The organism is Mesorhizobium sp. WSM1343, from assembly GCF_055901535.1.
On the sequence record NZ_CM148370.1, the window covers coordinates 1,380,221 to 1,397,877 of the forward strand.

General features: G+C 63.7%; 19 protein-coding genes and 1 riboswitch. Of the genes, 8 read left to right on the forward strand and 11 right to left on the reverse strand.

From position 1 onward, the window contains the following. Positions 1 to 9 precede the first annotated feature (9 nt). The 4 genes from AC0NIL_RS06640 to AC0NIL_RS06655 all read right to left on the reverse strand — a co-directional run bounded on the left by AC0NIL_RS06640 (position 10) and on the right by AC0NIL_RS06655 (position 3,118). Positions 10 to 309, reverse strand: coding sequence for a CcdB family protein (locus tag AC0NIL_RS06640; protein WP_063169193.1), 300 nt, complete (start codon positions 307 to 309; stop codon positions 10 to 12). Further along, entirely contained in the window at positions 309 to 551 is a 243-nt protein-coding gene (locus AC0NIL_RS06645) for a type II toxin-antitoxin system CcdA family antitoxin (RefSeq protein WP_063170355.1), read from the reverse strand. Before AC0NIL_RS06645 ends, AC0NIL_RS06640 begins: the two co-directional genes overlap by 1 nt. Positions 552 to 636: 85 nt before the next feature. After that, positions 637 to 2,457, reverse strand: a complete 1,821-nt coding sequence (locus AC0NIL_RS06650; RefSeq protein ID WP_127371643.1) for an ABC-F family ATP-binding cassette domain-containing protein — start codon at positions 2,455 to 2,457, stop codon at positions 637 to 639. Between the two features lies 1 nt (position 2,458). Next, positions 2,459 to 3,118 carry a thiamine diphosphokinase gene (locus tag AC0NIL_RS06655; RefSeq protein WP_027162509.1) on the reverse strand — a complete coding sequence of 220 codons (660 nt, stop codon included), beginning with the start codon at positions 3,116 to 3,118 and terminating at the stop codon, positions 2,459 to 2,461. Between the two features lie 87 nt (positions 3,119 to 3,205). After that, positions 3,206 to 3,320: riboswitch (TPP riboswitch) on the forward strand. Between the two features lie 43 nt (positions 3,321 to 3,363). Here AC0NIL_RS06655 and thiB point away from each other — a divergent pair. The 4 genes from thiB (at position 3,364) to AC0NIL_RS06675 (ending at position 8,517) form a co-directional block, all read left to right on the forward strand. Continuing rightward, positions 3,364 to 4,362, forward strand: a complete 999-nt coding sequence (thiB, locus tag AC0NIL_RS06660; RefSeq protein WP_337123488.1) for a thiamine ABC transporter substrate binding subunit — start codon at positions 3,364 to 3,366, stop codon at positions 4,360 to 4,362. Between the two features lie 8 nt (positions 4,363 to 4,370). Beyond that, positions 4,371 to 5,996, forward strand: coding sequence for a thiamine/thiamine pyrophosphate ABC transporter permease (gene thiP / locus AC0NIL_RS06665; protein WP_473573016.1), 1,626 nt, complete (start codon positions 4,371 to 4,373; stop codon positions 5,994 to 5,996). Further along, positions 5,989 to 6,789 (forward strand): thiamine ABC transporter ATP-binding protein, encoded by an 801-nt coding sequence (gene thiQ, locus AC0NIL_RS06670; protein ID WP_473572963.1) that lies wholly within the window; start codon positions 5,989 to 5,991, stop codon positions 6,787 to 6,789. Before thiP ends, thiQ begins: the two co-directional genes overlap by 8 nt. A 258-nt stretch (positions 6,790 to 7,047) precedes the next feature. After that, positions 7,048 to 8,517 (forward strand): M48 family metalloprotease, encoded by a 1,470-nt coding sequence (locus AC0NIL_RS06675; RefSeq protein ID WP_024502938.1) that lies wholly within the window; start codon positions 7,048 to 7,050, stop codon positions 8,515 to 8,517. 24 nt (positions 8,518 to 8,541) lie between these two features. Here the strand turns inward: AC0NIL_RS06675 and AC0NIL_RS06680 are convergent, their stop codons facing one another. Next, positions 8,542 to 9,405, reverse strand: a complete 864-nt coding sequence (locus tag AC0NIL_RS06680) for an RNA polymerase factor sigma-32 (protein WP_027162506.1) — start codon at positions 9,403 to 9,405, stop codon at positions 8,542 to 8,544. Positions 9,406 to 9,727: 322 nt separating this feature from the next. Here AC0NIL_RS06680 and AC0NIL_RS06685 point away from each other — a divergent pair, with 322 nt between their 5' ends. The 3 genes from AC0NIL_RS06685 (at position 9,728) to AC0NIL_RS06695 (ending at position 12,075) form a co-directional block, all read left to right on the forward strand. Then, positions 9,728 to 10,501, forward strand: a complete 774-nt coding sequence (locus AC0NIL_RS06685; protein ID WP_013529173.1) for an amino acid ABC transporter substrate-binding protein — start codon at positions 9,728 to 9,730, stop codon at positions 10,499 to 10,501. A 126-nt stretch (positions 10,502 to 10,627) separates the two neighbouring features. Beyond that, on the forward strand, positions 10,628 to 11,308 hold the full coding sequence (locus AC0NIL_RS06690) for an amino acid ABC transporter permease (RefSeq protein ID WP_013529174.1): 681 nt from the start codon (positions 10,628 to 10,630) through the stop codon (positions 11,306 to 11,308). Continuing rightward, on the forward strand, positions 11,305 to 12,075 hold the full coding sequence (locus AC0NIL_RS06695; RefSeq protein WP_013529175.1) for an amino acid ABC transporter ATP-binding protein: 771 nt from the start codon (positions 11,305 to 11,307) through the stop codon (positions 12,073 to 12,075). The genes AC0NIL_RS06690 and AC0NIL_RS06695 overlap by 4 nt, the downstream gene beginning before the upstream one ends. A gap of 181 nt (positions 12,076 to 12,256) precedes the next feature. Here AC0NIL_RS06695 and AC0NIL_RS06700 read toward each other — a convergent pair whose 3' ends face one another. From AC0NIL_RS06700 to AC0NIL_RS06710, 3 genes are all read right to left on the reverse strand, one after another. Continuing rightward, on the reverse strand, positions 12,257 to 12,868 hold the full coding sequence (locus AC0NIL_RS06700; protein WP_024502939.1) for a LysE family translocator: 612 nt from the start codon (positions 12,866 to 12,868) through the stop codon (positions 12,257 to 12,259). Between the two features lie 155 nt (positions 12,869 to 13,023). After that, complete coding sequence (locus AC0NIL_RS06705; protein WP_024502940.1) at positions 13,024 to 13,683, reverse strand: response regulator; 660 nt, start codon at positions 13,681 to 13,683, stop codon at positions 13,024 to 13,026. A 73-nt stretch (positions 13,684 to 13,756) separates the two neighbouring features. Further along, positions 13,757 to 14,155: a hypothetical protein gene (locus AC0NIL_RS06710; RefSeq protein WP_473572965.1), complete on the reverse strand. Its 399-nt coding sequence runs from the start codon at positions 14,153 to 14,155 to the stop codon at positions 13,757 to 13,759. Between the two features lie 28 nt (positions 14,156 to 14,183). Here AC0NIL_RS06710 and AC0NIL_RS06715 point away from each other — a divergent pair, with 28 nt between their 5' ends. Then, positions 14,184 to 15,581, forward strand: coding sequence for a hybrid sensor histidine kinase/response regulator (locus AC0NIL_RS06715; protein WP_473572967.1), 1,398 nt, complete (start codon positions 14,184 to 14,186; stop codon positions 15,579 to 15,581). A 166-nt stretch (positions 15,582 to 15,747) separates the two neighbouring features. Here AC0NIL_RS06715 and AC0NIL_RS06720 read toward each other — a convergent pair whose 3' ends face one another. From AC0NIL_RS06720 to AC0NIL_RS06730, 3 genes are all read right to left on the reverse strand, one after another. Next, positions 15,748 to 16,329: a CarD family transcriptional regulator gene (locus AC0NIL_RS06720; protein ID WP_013529179.1), complete on the reverse strand. Its 582-nt coding sequence runs from the start codon at positions 16,327 to 16,329 to the stop codon at positions 15,748 to 15,750. A 367-nt stretch (positions 16,330 to 16,696) separates the two neighbouring features. After that, positions 16,697 to 17,035, reverse strand: coding sequence for a ferredoxin FdxA (fdxA, locus tag AC0NIL_RS06725; protein WP_013529180.1), 339 nt, complete (start codon positions 17,033 to 17,035; stop codon positions 16,697 to 16,699). A gap of 234 nt (positions 17,036 to 17,269) precedes the next feature. Then, the gene (locus AC0NIL_RS06730; protein WP_013529181.1) at positions 17,270 to 17,656 is read right to left on the reverse strand and encodes an RNA-binding S4 domain-containing protein; all 387 of its coding nucleotides are present in this window, start codon (positions 17,654 to 17,656) and stop codon (positions 17,270 to 17,272) included. Between the last annotated feature and the right edge of the window lies 1 nt (position 17,657).

The window sequence follows — 17,657 nt, forward strand, 5'->3', positions numbered from 1 at the left end:
AGCCGCCGTTCAGAAGCCCTGGAACAGCATGTCGAGCGCAGCGACGATGTCGTCGTGGTGCTTGATCAGGTTCAGCCGACTTTCGCCCAATTCGCTGGCCGAAACGGTGGCAACCAGGTGTGTTGCCATAACGAGCTTTCGACCGTTGATCTCAAAAATCGGATGAAGCTTTCGCATCGGCGGTGGCACCATTGCGACCGGCAGAAGCGGCACGACCACCCGCGTCTTGAAATTGTCGAGCAGCTCTGACTGAACGTCGAGCACATAGCTGCCTTCGATGCGACCGGCGAAGACATCATAGCGGGGCATCAGAACTGCCGGTACTCTTCCAGCGGGATGCCGTGTTTCTCGATATAGTCGTTCCACGCGTCCATCGTGGCGCGGTTCTCAAGCTTCCACAGCCGCGTTTTTTCGGCAGCTACCGCCTCCGCGATGCCGGCCTCCGCAGCGCGCGAGACATTCACGTCAAGTCCCTTGGCTTCCCTCATGAGGTTCGAATCGATCGACAGATTTGCTGGCTGACGGGTCGCACTCAAGGCAATTTTGCGCATAATAGCCTCCGCAACATGCGTATAATATATGCGCATTTCGGCGTCGGAGCAATAATCAAGCGACGCTAATTGGAGGTGTGCGAGCCTACCCTTCCATCTCCTCGCGCAACATCTCCAGTTCCAGCCATTCTTCCTCGAGCGCGGCCAGCGTCGCGCGCTCCTTGTCGAGGGCGGCGATGGTTTTCTGGAACGAGGCCGGATCGCGCTCGTAATAGGCCGGATCGGCGATGTTGTTCTCCAGCCGCGAGATCGAGGCCATCACAGCTTCGATTTTCTTCGGCAGGGATTCCAGTGCGAATTTCTGCTTGAACGACAGTTTCTTCGCCGGCCCTTTTGGCGCGGCGGCTTCGCTCTTGCCTGACGCGGGCGCCTCGCCATTTTCGGCTCTCGCCCGCGCCTTGCGGTCGTCCAGCTTCGTGCCGCCGCGCTGCGCCAGCATGTCGGAGTAGCCGCCGGCATATTCGATCCAGCGGCCTTCACCATCCGGCGCGATCAGGCTGGTCACGGTGCGGTCGAGGAAATCGCGGTCGTGGCTGACCAGGATGACGGTGCCGGCGAAACCGGCGACCAGTTCCTGCAGCAATTCCAGCGTCTCCATGTCGAGATCGTTGGTCGGCTCATCGAGCACCAGAAGGTTTGCGGGACGGGCCAACACGCGCGCCAGCAGGAGCCGCGCCCGCTCGCCGCCGGACAACTCGCGCACCGGCGTGCGCGCCTGCTCCGGCTTGAACAGGAAATCCTTCATGTAGGAGACCACGTGGCGCTGCTCGCCATTGATGACGAGGTTCTCGCCGCGCCCATCGGTGAGATATTGTGCCAGCGTCTCCTGCGGGTCGACCGCCTCGCGCTTCTGGTCGAGCGTGGCGATCTCCAGATTGGTGCCGAGCCGCACCGAACCGGCGTCCGGCTTCATCTCGCCGGTCAGCATCTTCAAGAGCGTGGTCTTGCCGGCGCCGTTCGGCCCGACCAGGCCAACGCGATCGCCACGCTGGATGCGGGTCGAAAACGCCTTGACCACGGTGAGATCGCCAAAGCTCTTTTCGATGTTTTTCGCCTCGATCACCAGCTTGCCGGACTCGGTGGCGTCGCTCGCCACCATGGTCGCCGACCCTTCGGCCCCGCGATGACCGCGAAAACGCTGGCGCATGGTCTGCAACTCGCCGAGCCGGCGCATGTTGCGCTTGCGCCGCGCCGTCACGCCGTAGCGCAGCCAATGCTCTTCGCGAACGATCTGGCGACCGAGCTTGTGCTGCTCGCGTTCTTCTTCCTCCAGAACCAGGTCGCGCCATTCCTCGAAATGGCCGAAGCCCTTGTCCAACCTGCGGGTCTGGCCGCGATCGAGCCAGACCGTGGCGCGCGACACGCGTTCGAGGAAGCGGCGGTCGTGCGAGATGACGATCAGCGCCGAGGAGGTGCGGATGAGTTCTTCTTCCAGCCATTCGATGACCGAGAGGTCGAGATGGTTGGTCGGCTCATCAAGCAGCAGGATATCGGGCTCCGGCGCCATGACGCGGGCAAGGGCGGCGCGCCTCGCCTCGCCGCCCGACAGGTCGTTCGGACGTTCCTCACCCGACAGGCCGAGATGCTCCATCAGATAGCTGGCGCGGTAGGGATCGTCGGCGGGGCCAAGCCCGGCCTCGACATAGGCGCGGACAGTGGCAAAACCTTCCATGTCGGGCATCTGCGGCAAATAGCGGACGGTCGCCGAAGGCTGGCGGAACACTTCGCCGTCCTGCGGCTCGATCAGGCCGGCGGCGATCTTCAGCAGGGTCGACTTGCCGGACCCGTTGCGGCCGACCAGCGCGATCTTGTCGCCGGCCGAAGCCGTCAAGGCGGCGCCATCGAGCAGCGGCGTGCCGCCGAAGGTCAGTTTTATCCCGTCGAGGTTGAGAAGGGGCGGGGCCATGTCAGCTTTCAGGTAAGGGATAGGGATGAGCGAGCAGCATCGCGCGGCCATGGCCGAGCGCGATTTCGAGGCGGCCCCCGGTCTTGTCGGACTTGACCTCGTTGGAAATGGTCAGCGACGAACCGAACGCCACCTTGACGTGAGCGAGCGGCCATTTGGCGCCGGTGACGGTCAGGCCGTCGAGCTCGGAAAAGCCGAGCACCGAAAACAGCGTGCCGTCGGCATAGTCGAAGCCGGCCGTTCCGCGCAGCAGGGGGATGCCTTCCTGAGCGCCGCTGGTCAAAAGCACGTCCGTTCCCGCCTCCGCCAGCCGCAGGGCGAGCGACAGATGCAGAAAAGCGTGGTCGGCGCGCTTGCCGCCAAAGGCGCCGGCCAGCACCAGGCGGGTCGCGCCGCGCTCCAGTGCCGCGGCGACGGCAAGTTCGCCATCGGTCTGGTCCTTTTCCGCCGGGAAGGTCCGGCGCGGCACGGAAGCGAGATCGTCCGGCAGGTTCGCCGGCACCGAATCGAAATCACCCACCCACAGCTCCGGCACGAGACCCAGCAACCGCGCATGACCGATGCCGGCGTCGGCGGCGATGACGCGGGAGCCTTTGACCTGACGGTCGAGCCGTGGCGTACGGATGAGATCGCCGCCAAGCAGGATGGTGAATGTGCTCATATCGTGTGGCCCTTACCAGCCCGGCACGGGAAACGGAAGGCGGCAAACTCCCGCTTGCATGGCGGATCGGCCCGGCCTATGTGTCGAAACGCTCTAACGGGGTGCCGGACGCGATCTTCGCGGACCGGCTGAGAGGCAGTCTCGCCAACCCGCTGAACCTGATCCGGTTTGTACCGGCGGAGGGATTAGACGTTTCGGACAGTCCGACGCCTCAATTCCTTTCAATTCGAACGAAGGAGGCGCCGATGCGCACGCTTTTATACGCTCTTGTTTCAGCAACGGTCGTGGCCTTGTCCGGGCCCGCCTTGGCCAAGGACAAGCTCACCGTCTACACCTATGAGAGTTTCACCGCCGACTGGGGGCCGGGTCCCGTGGTGAAGAAGGAGTTCGAGGCCGAATGCGGCTGCGACGTCGACTTCGTCTCGGTCGCCGATGGCGTCGCGCTGCTCAACCGCGTCAGATTGGAAGGCGCATCGACCAAGGCCGATATCGTGCTTGGCCTGGATACCAATCTCACCGCCGATGCCAAGGCGTCAGGCTTGTTCGCGCCGCATGGCGCGGTGACGGATGTCAATGTGCCGGGCGGCTGGAGCGACGACACGTTTGTCCCCTTCGACTACGGCTATTTCGCTGTCGTCTACGACACGCAGAAGATGAAGACGCCGCCGAAGAGCCTGAAGGAGCTGATCGAAGGCAGTGCCAACGACAAGATCGTCATCCAGGACCCGCGCACCTCGACGCCAGGCCTCGGCCTGCTTCTTTGGGTCAAGTCGGTCTATGGCGACAAGGCACCCGAGGCCTGGGCCAAGCTCAAGGCCAAGGTGCTGACCGTGACGCCGGGCTGGAGCGAGGCCTATGGGCTGTTCACCAAGGGCGAGGCGCCGATGGTGCTGTCCTACACGACGTCGCCAGCCTACCACATGGTCGCCGAGAACACGGAGCGCTACCAGGCGGCCTCCTTCGAGGAGGGCGAGTATCTGCAGATCGAGGTGGCGGGTATCACCACGACAGGAGCCAAGAATCCGCTGGCGGCCAAGTTCATGGCCTTCATGACCGGGCCGAAATTCCAGGATGCCATCCCCGAGACCAACTGGATGTTCCCGGCAGGCAAGACCGACAAGCCGCTCAATTCGGCCTTCGACAAACTGGTCAAGCCAACGAAGACCTTGCTGTTCAGCCCGCAAGAGGTCTCTGCCAACCGCAAGGCCTGGGTCGATGAATGGCTGGCGGCGATGAGCAAGTAGGCAGCGCGATGGCGCCGGCGCATTCCACGGATTCCCGCGTCAGTGCCGGCATTGTCGCGCTCGCTGCAATCGCGCTGCTGATCGGCGGCGCGTTTGCCGGCCTGCTTTTCGAGGGCGCCCATGATTTCTCGGGCGCCTGGGCAGCCTTCGATCCCTATCTGCTTCGCGTCATTCGCTTCACGCTCTGGCAAGCGGTCCTGTCGACGCTGCTTTCGGTCATCCCGGGGCTGTTTGTGGCGCGCGCTCTGTCGCGGCATCCACGTTTCTTCGGCCGCGCCTTCATCCTGCAGATCTTCGCCGTGCCGTTGGCGCTGCCGGCCATCGTTGCAGCGCTCGGCATCCTGGCGCTTTATGGCCGTGCCGGCTACTTCGCCGGCGTGCTTGCCGTTATCGGCGGCGGAAGCTGGCCGGGCATCTATGGCCTGTCCGGCATTCTCGTCGCCCATGTCTTCTTCAACCTGCCGCTGGCGACGCGGCTGTTCCTCGAGGCGCTGCAGACCATACCGGCCGACCAATGGCGGCTGGCGAGCCAACTCGGCATGGCGGCCCGGCCGGCGTTCCGGCTGATCGAATGGCCAACGCTGCGCGCCGCACTGCCCGGCGTCGCCGGGCTTGTGTTCATGCTCTGCATCACATCCTTCACGATCGTGCTGACGCTCGGCGGCGGGCCGGCCGCGACGACGCTTGAGGTCGGCATCTACCAGGCGCTGCGCTTCGATTTCGATCCCGCGCGGGCCGTTGCACTGACGCTGCTGCAGATCGCCTTGACCTTTATCGTGGTGCTGGCACTGACGCGGCTAGGCGCCAATGTGGCCGGCGACACCAATTTGCCGGTCGCGCCACGCCGCTATCTCTCGGTCAATCGGAGCGAGACCTGGTTGAACGCGCTACTCATCGTCCTGGCGCTGCTGTTCGTTGTCGGGCCGATGGCGGCAACCGTGATGGCCGGATTGAGTGCCGATCTCGCCCGCTTGGCCGGCGAGGCCACTGTCCGGCAGGCAACGCTGACCAGCGCGGCGCTCGCCTTCCTGTCGGCGCTGCTTTCGGTGATGCTGTCGCTGGCGCTGACCATGGCGCGGCGGGCGCTGGCGCTGACCCGCCGTGCCGGCGCAAAGACACTGCTCGAACACGCGACCGATACAGGCGCCGGTTTTGTCCTGGTCGTGCCGCCGATCGTCGTCGGCGCCGGCTGGTTCCTGTTGTTGCGCCATGTCGGCGATGTCTTCGCCATCGCTCCGGTCATGGTCGTCACCGTCAACGCGGTGATGGCGATGCCGTTTGCGCTCCGCGCCGTGCGTCCCGCCTATGATGCAGCGAGCGAGCGTCACGAACGGCTCTGTGCACAGTTCGGCATTGCGGGCTGGAACCGGCTGATGCTGGTCGACTGGCCGTCGCTGCGGCGACCGCTCGCCACGGCCTTCGCTTTCGCCATGGCGCTGTCGCTCGGCGATCTCGGTGTCATTGCCTTGTTCGGCAGTGATTCCGTGCAGACATTGCCCTACCTTCTTCTGGCTCGGATGGGCAGCTACCGCACCGAGGATGCCGCCGGCCTCGCACTGCTGCTCGGCCTCGTCTGTCTCGCGTTGATCGTGGCGGCGCACTGGCTGGGAAGGGAGGAGGTCCGTGATGCGTGAAAAGGCGGCCAACGGGCTCGCGAAGGGCGCGCCGGTGCGGCTGGACAAAGTGTCGTTCAGCTACGGCAGTTATGGCAGCTATGGCGAGGCGCCGCTTGTTTTCGATGTCGAGTTTGCCGCGGCGACGATCACCGCCATCATGGGGCCGAGCGGTTCGGGCAAGTCGACGCTGCTCAATCTGGTCGCCGGCTTCGAGACCCCACGGTCGGGCCGCGTGCTGATCGGCGGTGTCGATGTCAGCGCCGAGCCGGCCTCGGCGCGGCCAGTGTCGATGGTGTTCCAGGAGAACAATCTCTTCGCGCATCTTTCCGTCGAGCAGAATGTCGGGCTCGGCCGTTCGCCATCCCTGCGGCTGACCGAGGCGGACCGCGCCGCGGTCGCCGAGGCGCTTGCGCGCACCGGTCTTGCGGGCAAGGAGAAACGCCTGCCGCGCGAGCTCTCGGGGGGCGAACGCCAGCGCGTCGCACTGACCCGCGTGCTGGTGCGCGACCGACCGGTGTTGCTGCTCGACGAGCCCTTCGCTTCGCTCGGACCGGCTTTGCGCGACGAGATGCTGGACCTGGTTGCCGCCGTTCATGCCGAACGCGCCATGACAGTGCTGTTCGTCACGCACCAGCCGGAGGATGCACGCCGCATCGGCGAGCATATGGTGTTTGTCGACAATGGGTTGGTCGCTGCGACCGGCAAGGCTGATGATTTCTTTGCCGGGGCTGGTCCGGAGGCGTTCCGGCGCTATATCGGCGCGGGTGCCGGATATTCCACATCACGCGATGTTGCCCGGAAGCGGACATAATTTACGGTCAAACCGGCTCCAGGCGATGTGGCGTTTGCTTGCCATGACCGGGGGAGTGTGGCTAGGTCCGCCCTACCGGTCCGGCACAGGCCGTGATTTGCCTGCAGTATCCGGCGCCCGCCCCTGGGACGGGCCGCGGATACTGCAGCAGTTTGAGATGTGGCACGTGAGCATTCTGAAGATCGTCCCCGATTTTCAATGTCATGTGCCGGGACCCGAAAGGAAGCCGTTCTGGCGATCGGCGCTAACACATTGGGAATGAAACCGCTGGCGCGCTTTCTCGCGCTGGCCGGCTTTGCCGTGGCGTTGGCAAGCTGCCAGATGTTCACGCCGCCGGAAGTTCAGGAATCCGGCTTCCAGCCTTCCGACAAGCCGATCACGGTGGACAATGTCGGCGCCAACAACAAGCTCGCCGAATTGGCCAGGGCGCAGCATCCGCGCATCCTGGCGACCTATGGCGGCGAATATTCCGATCCCAAGCTCGAGCGCATGGTCGCCAAGGTGGTCGGTAGTTTGACGGTGGTGTCCGCCAACCCGACACAGACCTATCGCATCACCATTTTGAATTCGCCCAATGTCAATGCCTTCGCGCTGCCGGGCGGCTATCTCTACATCACGCGCGGCCTCCTGGCGCTGGCCAATGATTCGGCCGAGCTTGCCGCTGTCATCGCGCATGAGATGGGCCACGTCACCGCCAATCACGGCTTGCAGCGCCAGCAACTCGAGGCAGAGGAAGGCCTGGCGACCAAGGTGGTTTCCGATGTGCTCGGCGACAGCCCGACCGCCAAGGCGGCGTTGATCCGCGGCAAGCTGAGGCTCGCGCAATTCTCGCGCAACCAGGAGCTGGAAGCCGACGCCATCGGCATCAAGTCGATCGGCGAGGCCGGCTACGATCCTTTCGCCGCCGGCCGCTTCCTGCAATCAATGTCGGCCTACACGGATTTCCGCTCGATCAGCGGCGCCACCGACGCCAGCCTCGACTTCCTGGCCACGCACCCCAATACGCCGCAGCGCATCGATCTGGCGCAGCGCCATGCCCGCCAGTTCGGCGCGCCGGGCGTCGGCACGCGCGACCGCGATTCCTTCCTCGCCGGCATAGACGGCCTGCTCTATGGCGACACGCCGGAAGAAGGCTATGTGCGCGGCGAAACCTTCCTGCATCCGGGCCTTGGCGTTTCGTTCACGGTACCGGACGGCTTCATCATCGACAATTCGGCGGCAGCGGTGACGGCCACCGGCCCCGGCGACATAGCGATCCGTTTCGATGGCGTGTCGATCGACAAGAACCGGGCGCTGACGGACTATATCCGCAGCGGCTGGGTGGCTGGTCTCGTCGACAGCAGCGTCAGGCAGGAAACCATCAACGGCAACGAGGCAGCGACCGCGCATGCCGGCGCCGAAGGCTGGCAGTTCGACATTGCGGTGATCCGCGCCGGCGGCCAGGTCTACCGGCTGCTGACCGCGGCCCCTTCGGCCAGCACGTCGCTGGACACAATCGCCCGCTCGGTCAGCGGCTCGTTCCGGATCTTGAGTGCCGCCGAAAAGGCGGCGCTGAAGCCGCTGCGCATCCGCGTCGTCACTGTCCAGCCTGGGCAGACGATGGGTTCGCTTTCGGCGCAGATGGTCGGCGTCGACCGTAAGCTCGACCTGTTCCGCGTCCTCAACGCACTGTCGCCTGGTGCGGCGGTTTCGGCCGGCGACAAGGTCAAGATCGTCACGGACAAGTAGGCACCTCCGGACGCCTGCCGCCGTTCAGGCGGCAGTCGCCATGAACTCCGGATTCTGCTTCACCAATGCGACCTTCAGCTTTTCCATGGCGCGGGCCTCGATCTGGCGGACGCGTTCCTTGGAGATGCCGAGGGTTTCGCCGAGCGCTTCCAGCGTCGCGCCCTCGTCGTTAAGCCGGCGTTCCTCGATGATCCTCAACTCCCGTGCGTTGAGCGCGCGAAGCGCCTCCCTCAGCCAGAGCGAGCGGCGCGCGACATCGATCTTGTCGCCGACGATCTCGTCGGGCAGCGGATCGTCCGAGACCAGGAAATCCATGCGCTCGGTCGAACCCGCATCGTCGGCAACCGGCATGTTGAGTGAGGAGTCGGGAGCCGACAGCCGCGAATCCATCATCGCCACGTCGGCTTCGGAGACGCCGAGTGCTTCCGATACTTCGCGATAGAGCGTTGCGTTTGACAGTGGCTCGGCGCCATTCGCCAGCCGCGCGCGCAGGCGTCGCAGGTTGAAGAACAGCGCCTTCTGCGCCGAGCTGGTGCCGCCACGCACGATCGACCAGTTGCGCAGGATGTAGTCCTGCATCGAGGCCCGGATCCACCATGTCGCATAGGTCGAGAACCGCACCTCGCGCTCCGGCTCGAAGCGGGCGGCGGCCTCGAGCAGTCCGACATGACCTTCCTGGACCAGGTCGCCGAGCGGCAGGCCGTAATGGCGGAATTTGGAGGCCATGGAAATGACCAGCCGCATATGCGCGACTGTGATGCTGTGCAGCGCGTTCTGGTCGTTGTCCTCTTTCCAGAGCAATGCAAGCCGATGCTCTTCGTCACGCTCGAGGTAGGGAGCCTTCATCGCCGCGCGGACCATGATCCGTCCTGCCGTGTCTTCCATCATGAGGCGCTCCCTGGGTGGTGCGGATGACTTTGCAAACTTGGCTGGCGCCCGGGTTGAAATGGCGGCGTCGTGCCCTAGAACAGCCAGAACTGCCATGCGCGGGAAAGGTTCCGCGACCGTGGCTGCGGGATTGTGTTGCCCGACGGACTCCGGGGATGATCCGCGACAGTTCTGGTGTCGGCTGGAAAGCGCCAGTTTGAGTATCCGATTTCAGAAACTGGTTGTTTTTGGAATTCTGTTCCTTATTTTTTCGGCTTGCATCTGCCAGTTTCCAGCGCTCACAATATGCCGGTCGGCCGGCCAAGGACGGGATCACAGAAAAATGAAATGGCTCAAGTCGCTCATCATCGCCGGAACGCTGCAGGCCTTGGCTGTCACCGCAGGCCATGCCGGCGCCAATCTCGACCAGATCAAGCAGGCCGGGGTCATCAAGGTCGGCACGGAAGGCACTTATGCGCCATTCACCTATCATGACACTTCGGGCGCACTGGTCGGCTTCGACGTCGAAATCGCCAAGGCGATCGCCGACAAGCTCGGCGTCAAGGTCGAATTCCTCGAAGGCAAGTGGGACGGGCTGATCGCCGGCCTCGACGCCAATCGCTATGACGCCGTCATCAACGAGGTCGGCATCACCGATGCCCGCAAGGCCAAGTACGACTTCTCCGATCCTTACATCGCCTCCAAGGCGGTGCTAATCGTGCGCGGCGACAACACAGACATCAAGACCTTTGCCGATCTCAAGGGCAAGAAGTCGGCGCAGTCGCTGACCTCGAATTTCGGCAAGCTGGCCGAAACGAACGGCGCCGAGCTGGTCGGCACCGATGGCTTCGACCAATCGATCCAGCTGCTTCTGACAGGCCGTGCCGACGCCACGATCAATGACAGCCTGTCGTTCCTCGACTTCAAGAAGCACAAGCCCGACGCCAATGTGAAGATCGCCGCGCAAGAGGAAAACGCCGACTATTCCGGCGTCATCGTGCGCAAGGGCGATCCGGAGCTGGTCGCGGCGATCAACAAGGCGCTGGCCGACATCAAGGCCGACGGCACCTATAAGAAAATCTCCGACACCTATTTCGGCCAGGACGTTTCGAAGTAATCTATGAGGCGGGCCGCTCCGCGGCCCACAGGACATATCGAGCGGCGAGTCGTCTTTGACGGTCCGCCGCTTTTGTCGTGATATGTCGCGCCTCGACGAAGCCTCGACTTATTTGGAGGGTCTTACGTGCCGCACTGGCTGCAACTGATGCTGGAGTCGCTGCCTTCGCTGTTGTGGGCGGCGCTGATCTTCACCGTGCCGCTGACGCTGTTGTCCTTCGTCCTTGGGCTGACCGTTGGGTTGGGTGCGGCGCTTGCCCGGCTGTTTGGTCCGAAACCGCTGGTCGCGCTGGTGCGCTTCTATGTCTGGATCTTCCGCGGCACGCCGCTGCTGGTGCAGCTGTTCCTTATCTTCTACGGCCTGCCGTCGGTCGGTATCCTGCTCGACGCCTTCACGGCGGCGTTGATCGGCTTCACGCTCAACATCGGCGCCTACACGTCGGAAATCATCCGCGCGGCCATAGGCTCGGTGCCGAAGGGCCAATGGGAAGCGGCCTATTCGATCGGCATGACCTGGAGCCAGGCGATGCGGCGCACCATCCTGCCGCAAGCCGGCCGGGTCGCGGTGCCGCCGCTTTCCAACACCTTCATCTCATTGGTCAAGGATACGTCGCTGGCCGCCGCCATCACCGTGCCGGAGATGTTCCAGGCGGCGCAGCGCATCGTCGCCACCACCTATGAGCCGCTGATCCTCTATGTCGAGGCGGCGATCCTCTATCTGGCGCTGAGTTCGGTGCTGTCGGCCTTGCAGACGCGGCTGGAGACCCGGCTCAACCGCTATGGCGGCTTCCTGGAGGCACGCTCATGATCGGCCTCAGCAACATCGAAAAGCGCTTTGGCGACAATCTCGTGTTGAAGGGCGTGACGGTCACCATTGCCGAAGGCAGCGTCACTGCGCTGGTCGGCCCGTCGGGCGGGGGAAAGAGCACCCTGCTGCGCTGCATCAACCTCCTGGAGATCCCGACCTCGGGCACGGTGCGCATCGGCGACGAGACGCTCGAATTCCATCCTGGTGGCAGGGTTCCGGCCAGGGATATCCAGCGCCTGCGGCTGCAGACCGGCATGGTGTTCCAGAACTTCCAGCTGTTTCCGCATCGCACCGCGATCGAGAACGTCATGGAAGGGCTGGTGACGGTGCTGAAATGGGCGCCTGAGAGGGCACGCGAGCGGGCGCTGGCTCTGCTGGAGAAGGTGGGGATGGCGCACAAGGCCGACGCCTGGCCGGCGACGCTGTCGGGCGGCCAGCAGCAGCGCGTGGCGATCGCCCGCGCCTTGGCGCCGTCGCCGAAAGTGCTGCTCTGCGACGAGCCGACCTCGGCACTCGACCCGGAACTGGCGCAAGAGGTGGTCGACGTGCTTGGCAAGCTCGCCAGTGAAGGCACGACCATGGTGATGGCGACGCATGATCTGCGCCTCGCCTCCAAGATCGCCAAGGAAGTGGTGTTCCTCGATGCCGGCGTCGTCGTCGAGAAGGGACCGGCCGCGGTGCTGTTCAACAATCCGGAGCAGCAACGGACGAAGCGGTTCATTGCGACGCTGAAGCAGGAGGCTGAGAAGGAAGGCGGCGGCGGGTAGGCGCGGCCTAGGGTCTGTAGAATTCGGGCGATGGCCCCGAAGGCGCGCCGGTTCCGGTATATCTTGCCGGATGCGCGAGCAGGCCGTCAGCCATCCTTCGGCATATCGGGCCTTGCCGCCAGCAGCCGCTGAAATTTCACCGTCAGATCTCCCCCGAAATCGCGGCTCTTCATTTGCAGGTTCAGATATGATGGCTGACGAGCGCCACGCCAAGTCCGATGAGGATCGAACCGCATGTCTTGGGGATCACCCATCCGGCGCCAGTGAACCGGCCAACGGCGAGCGAGGCGATGCCGACCGCCGCAAGGTCGGCCATCGAGAAGATGAGATTGACGATGATGCCGAGGATGAGGAACTGCAACCCGACGGCCATGCCGGCTGACGGATCCACGAACTGCGGCAGGAAGGTCAGGAAGAACAGTGCCGTCTTGGGATTGAGGATCTCGACGACCATGCTGTCGCGAAATGTATTCGGGGCCGGCCTGGCACCATCCTCACCCATCCGGTTCCAGCCCAGGAACATGGCAAGGCCCAGCGAAATGAGATATGCGGCGCCCGCCCATCGGATCACCAAGAAAGCGACCGGCGCGTGTTCCATCAGTGCGGCGAGCCCGACCGCCGCGGCCAGGATGTGCACGTAACAACCAAGATGGACACCCAGTGCCGCCATCAATCCGGCCTGACGGCCATGGGCCAGCGTCTGCGCTGTCATGTAGAGAATCGCCGGTCCTGGCATGCAGGCGAAGGCGAGCGTTGCGAGGGCGAACGGAATCCAGAGATCCAGCGATGGCATGACAGCTCCTCCCATGATCAAGCCGTGGGAGGAGTAGGCCGGGGGGCAGGCCGAAAACATACGACGGATGCCGTATTTGGGTGATGATCGGGTTTGGCTAATCTGCCGATGGTTAAGGGGACGTTGCCGGGTTGCCCATTGTAGCGGCTGCGATATCAGCCGGTGGGCAATCCCAGACGAACCGCGTAGGCGGTCAGTTCGGCGGTGTTGTGGAGACTGAGCTTGCCCATCAGATTTTCGCGATGTTTGCGAGCGGTCGGCAGGCTGATGCCCAGTCGTTCGGCGATGTCGCGCGTGATCATGCCTTGCGCCACCAGTTGAAGGATCTGCCGTTCGCGTCGCGTCAGCGGTACCGGGGACAGGATTTCCTGCGCGGCTATCGGCTCGCTGTCCCTGCCTATATCGCTGACCGCGAAGCGAACGGTTTTCGCCAGATAGGTGCCTCCGTTCTTGACCGCTTCGATGGCAGCGCCGAGTTCCTCGGGATCGCCATCCTTGGTCAGGTAGGCGTTGGCGCCGGCGCTGAGCGCGGCGCGTACTGTCCTCGGCTCGACATTGGCCGTCAGCACCACGATCCGCAGGCGTGGCGCCAAGGTCCTGATGGTGGCGATAAACTGCATCCCGGCCACACCCGGCATGCCGAGGTCGAGGATCAAAAGGTCGGCGCGCGTGCTTCGCAGCTGGCCAAGCAGCGCCTCGCCATCCGCAGCCTCGGCGACGACCGAGACATTGTCCATAGCCGAGATAAGCAGCTTCAGCCCCTCGCGCACGATGGCATGGTCGTCGGCGAGTATGGCGGTGAGCGAGCGGTTCATCGGGGCACCATCCAGGGCTGCAGCGGCGTATATGGACCGATCGCCAACTTATGCGAAACAGGTTGCCGGTAGATCAACGGTACCGGGGAAGACCGGCCGGAGAATTACTTGGGACAATTGGAGGGATTCGATGCAGGAAGACAAGATACGCCAGGCCCTGGTTGAACTCCTGTATCGCAATTCCTACGGCGTGGTCATCTCCAACATCGTGATCTCGATGGCGGCGGTCTATGTTCTGAGAACGGCCGTTTCCGCCAATTGGCTGATCGGCTGGCTGGCGGCGCTGTATCTGCTGACGTTTCCGGGTGCTGGCGTCGCGCCGTTTTTTCAGCCGCTCAAGGGATCGCGGCTCGATCTTGCGCTGGGCATGGCTGGCCACGGCGTTTTCCTGTATGTCGGGCCTTCTGTGGGGGGTGCTTGGCTGGGTCGGCTTTATGCCCGAGGCGCCGATCGTGCTGTCCTTCACGGTCATCGTCCTGACTGGTCTCGTCTGCGGTACGGTGCCGTCGCTGTCGGCCTTTCCGCCGGCGCTGGTCGGTTCCATCCTGGCCACGGTGGTTCCGGTCGCCTTGCGCTGCTTGACCACCCAAAGCGATATTTCCGGCGCCTTCCTGTTCCTGCTCGCATCGCTGGTGGCGATCAATTTCTACTACTGCCGTATCACCTACCGCATGCTGCGCGAAACCGTCAGCCTGCGACTGGAGAACGAAACGCTGGTCGAGCACCTGCAAGAGGAACGCGACAGGGCGCAGACCGCCGACCGTGCCAAGACGCGTTTTCTGGCGGCGGCGAGTCACGATCTGCGCCAACCGATCCATGCCCTGAGCCTGCTGGTCTCGACGCTTGCCATATTGGGGCAGCGCGGCGACGTACCCTCCGGCGAGGCGCGCGATCTGGCCAGCCGGGCGAAATCGGTTGTCAGCAACTTTAGTGGGCTGCTCAACGCTTTGCTCGATATCTCGCGGCTCGATGCGGGCATCGTCACGGTCGCGAGCGAGGCGGTGCCGCTGCGCGACCTCTTTGGTGATCTTCGCAATGAATTCGCCGCCGAGGCAAAACAACGCGGACTTACGTGGCGCGTGGTAGACAGCAGTCTCTACGTCGACAGCGACCCGATGATGTTGAAGCGCATCCTCAACAACCTGGTCTCGAATGCCCTTCGCTACACCAAGCAAGGTGGTGTCCTGCTGGGCTGTCGCCGGCGCGGCGCATGTGTGGAGATACAGGTCCTCGACAGCGGCCCCGGCATCCCCGCCGATCAGCAGGGGATGGTCTTCGAGGAGTTCGTGCAGTTGCAGAACCCGGCGCGGGACCGCACGCAAGGCTTGGGACTCGGGCTCGCCATCGTTCGCCGCACCGCCGAGCTGTTGGGGCACCCCCTGAAATTGGCTTCGACGTCCGGGCGCGGTTCCCTGTTTTCCATCACCGTCGCGAAGGCCGGCGCGGTGCAAGCTCGCTTGGAGGTCGACACGACATCGCCGGCCAGCAGTGCCGCCGGCATCATGGTGGTCGAGGACGAGGGCGACGTTCTCGATGCCATGGTGCGCTTGCTCAGCCTGGAGGGACATCGTGTCTATCCCGGCCGCTCCGCCGCAGAGGCGCAGGAGGCCCATACGGCGGCGCTGGCTGCCGGCGATGCGCCGGTCGACCTGATCATCGCAGACTACCGTCTCGAGAATGACACCACCGGCACCGACGCGATCCGTGCGCTTCACGCCCATATCGGCCGGCTTGTCCCGACCATCATCATTACTGGCGATACGTCGCCGGCGCGCCTCAAGGAGATCAGCGCCAGCGGCAGCCGCATCCTGCACAAGCCGATCGCCGACGAGGAATTGCGCGAGACCATTGCCGCGGTCTGCTTTGGCGGCAAGGCGATAAGTGGCGACACACGTTAAAACGAAAACGCGCGCTCGACGGCTCGGCGCGCCGGCAAGCCGCGATGCAGCACGCTGGTGCGCAGGGCCTACCAACATCGAAGCTGCCGCCCGAAAGCAAAAGAGGCCCCGGTCAAACCGGAGCCTCCAATCGTTTCTGGCAGGATTTCTCGAAAGGTGAGAAAGATCAGGCAGCTTCTTCCTGCTCGGCCTCTTCATTGTCGGCCTTGGCGCCACGCTTAGGGCCCTTGTTGAGGTTGACCTCGATCAGGCGCACGGCTTCGGTTTCCGACATGCGGTTGACGGCCGCGATCTCGCGGGCCATGCGGTCGAGCGCCGCCTCGTAGAGCTGACGCTCGGAATAGGACTGCTCCGGCTGGTTGTCGGCGCGGTAGAGGTCACGCACGACTTCCGAGATCGAGATCAGGTCGCCCGAATTGATCTTCGCATCATATTCCTGGGCGCGGCGCGACCACATGGTGCGCTTGACGCGGGCGCGGCCCTGCACGACCTTCAGCGCGCGTTCGACATAATCCTCTTCCGACAGCTTGCGCATGCCGATGGAGGTCGCCTTGGCGACCGGCACCTTCAGGCGCATCTTGTCCTTCGAGAAGTCGATGACGAACAGTTCCAGCTTGTGTCCAGCAACTTCCTGCTCGTCGATCGAGACGATCTGGCCGACGCCATGCGCCGGGTAGACGATGTACTCGCCGGTCTTGAAACCGTGACGCGCAGCGGTGGACTTCTTCTGCGGGGTGATCGTTGCCATTGCGCACTGAACTCCTTGTTGTGGTACCGGCGTCCTGCCGGCCCGAACTCGCGCGATCGGAGAAACCGACCGTTAGCCGCACAACAGATGAACCCATCGGAAAAGCCGGACCGGCAAACCGCAACATCGCGACCGCCTGGCCCAGATCGCTCTGGTCCGAATGGGATTTTCACCTTTCAGTGATTTGGGGCGTCTGCGCCATAAATCGACGTTGTGTCACCGGCATGTTTCGCTGATGTAACACAAAAAGTCGGAAGAATCAAGGTTTTGCTGCATACGCGAAGGCCACAACCCGGCGCCGGCTGTCAAGCCGGTTAATGTGACGTGCCTCTTACCCTGCGTAATACCGGCCTTTGCGGCCGTATTGTCAATCGCCTTCGCCGGGCTCGGCGGAGAAGTATTTCTCGAACTTGCCGGCCTCGCCGTCGAAGGATTTCGCGTCTGCCGGCGGTTCCTTCTTGGCGGTGATGTTGGGCCATTTCTCGGCGTATTCAGTGTTGACCTGCAGCCATTTGTCGAGGCCGGGCTCGGTGTCGGGCTTGATCGCGTCGGCCGGGCATTCCGGCTCGCAAACACCGCAGTCGATGCACTCGTCGGGATGGATGACGAGCATGTTCTCGCCTTCGTAGAAACAATCGACCGGACAGACCTCGATGCAGTCCATGTATTTGCATTTGATGCAATTGTCGGTCACGACATAGGTCATCGGTCGGCTCCGGGACGTCCCATTTTGTTGGGCTTTTTCCGTCAGGTAACGCCTTTGGCCGCTGCTTGCAAGGGCAGCCATTCCTGTCGGCATCAGCGTTTCGAAATGGAATTCCAGGCAGCCGGCGCCCCAGAGGCCGGCGACCTCATGCAGGGCTTCCTGTTTGCCGGGTTCAGTTTTGCTTCAAACACGTGGTTATCCTGGCAAGCGCCGCCTGTTTTTGGACGCCAGGCATCAATCTTCGCCGAGCAATCGGTCGGTCTGGCGACGTTCCTTCTTGGTCGGGCGGCCGCTGCCGGCCTCGCGCAGCCCCGGAATTGCATCGGGAGGGGCTTCGCCCTTCGGTGCGGGCGGTGGCGACATATCCTCGTAGAGCGTACGGGCTTCCTCGGCCGGGCCGCGTCGCGCGCCCGCGCCGAGGACCTTCCAGATGAAGATGCGCCGCTCGAGCGTGATGGTCAGGACGTCGCCTGGCTTGACCTGATCGGAAGCCTGCGCTGCTTTGTCGCGATTGATGCGGACCCGGCCGGCGACGACCAACTTCGCCGCCAGCGAGCGCGATTTCACGACGCGGGAGAAGAACAGCCATTTGTCGATGCGCTGGCGGCCTTCGGCAACCATC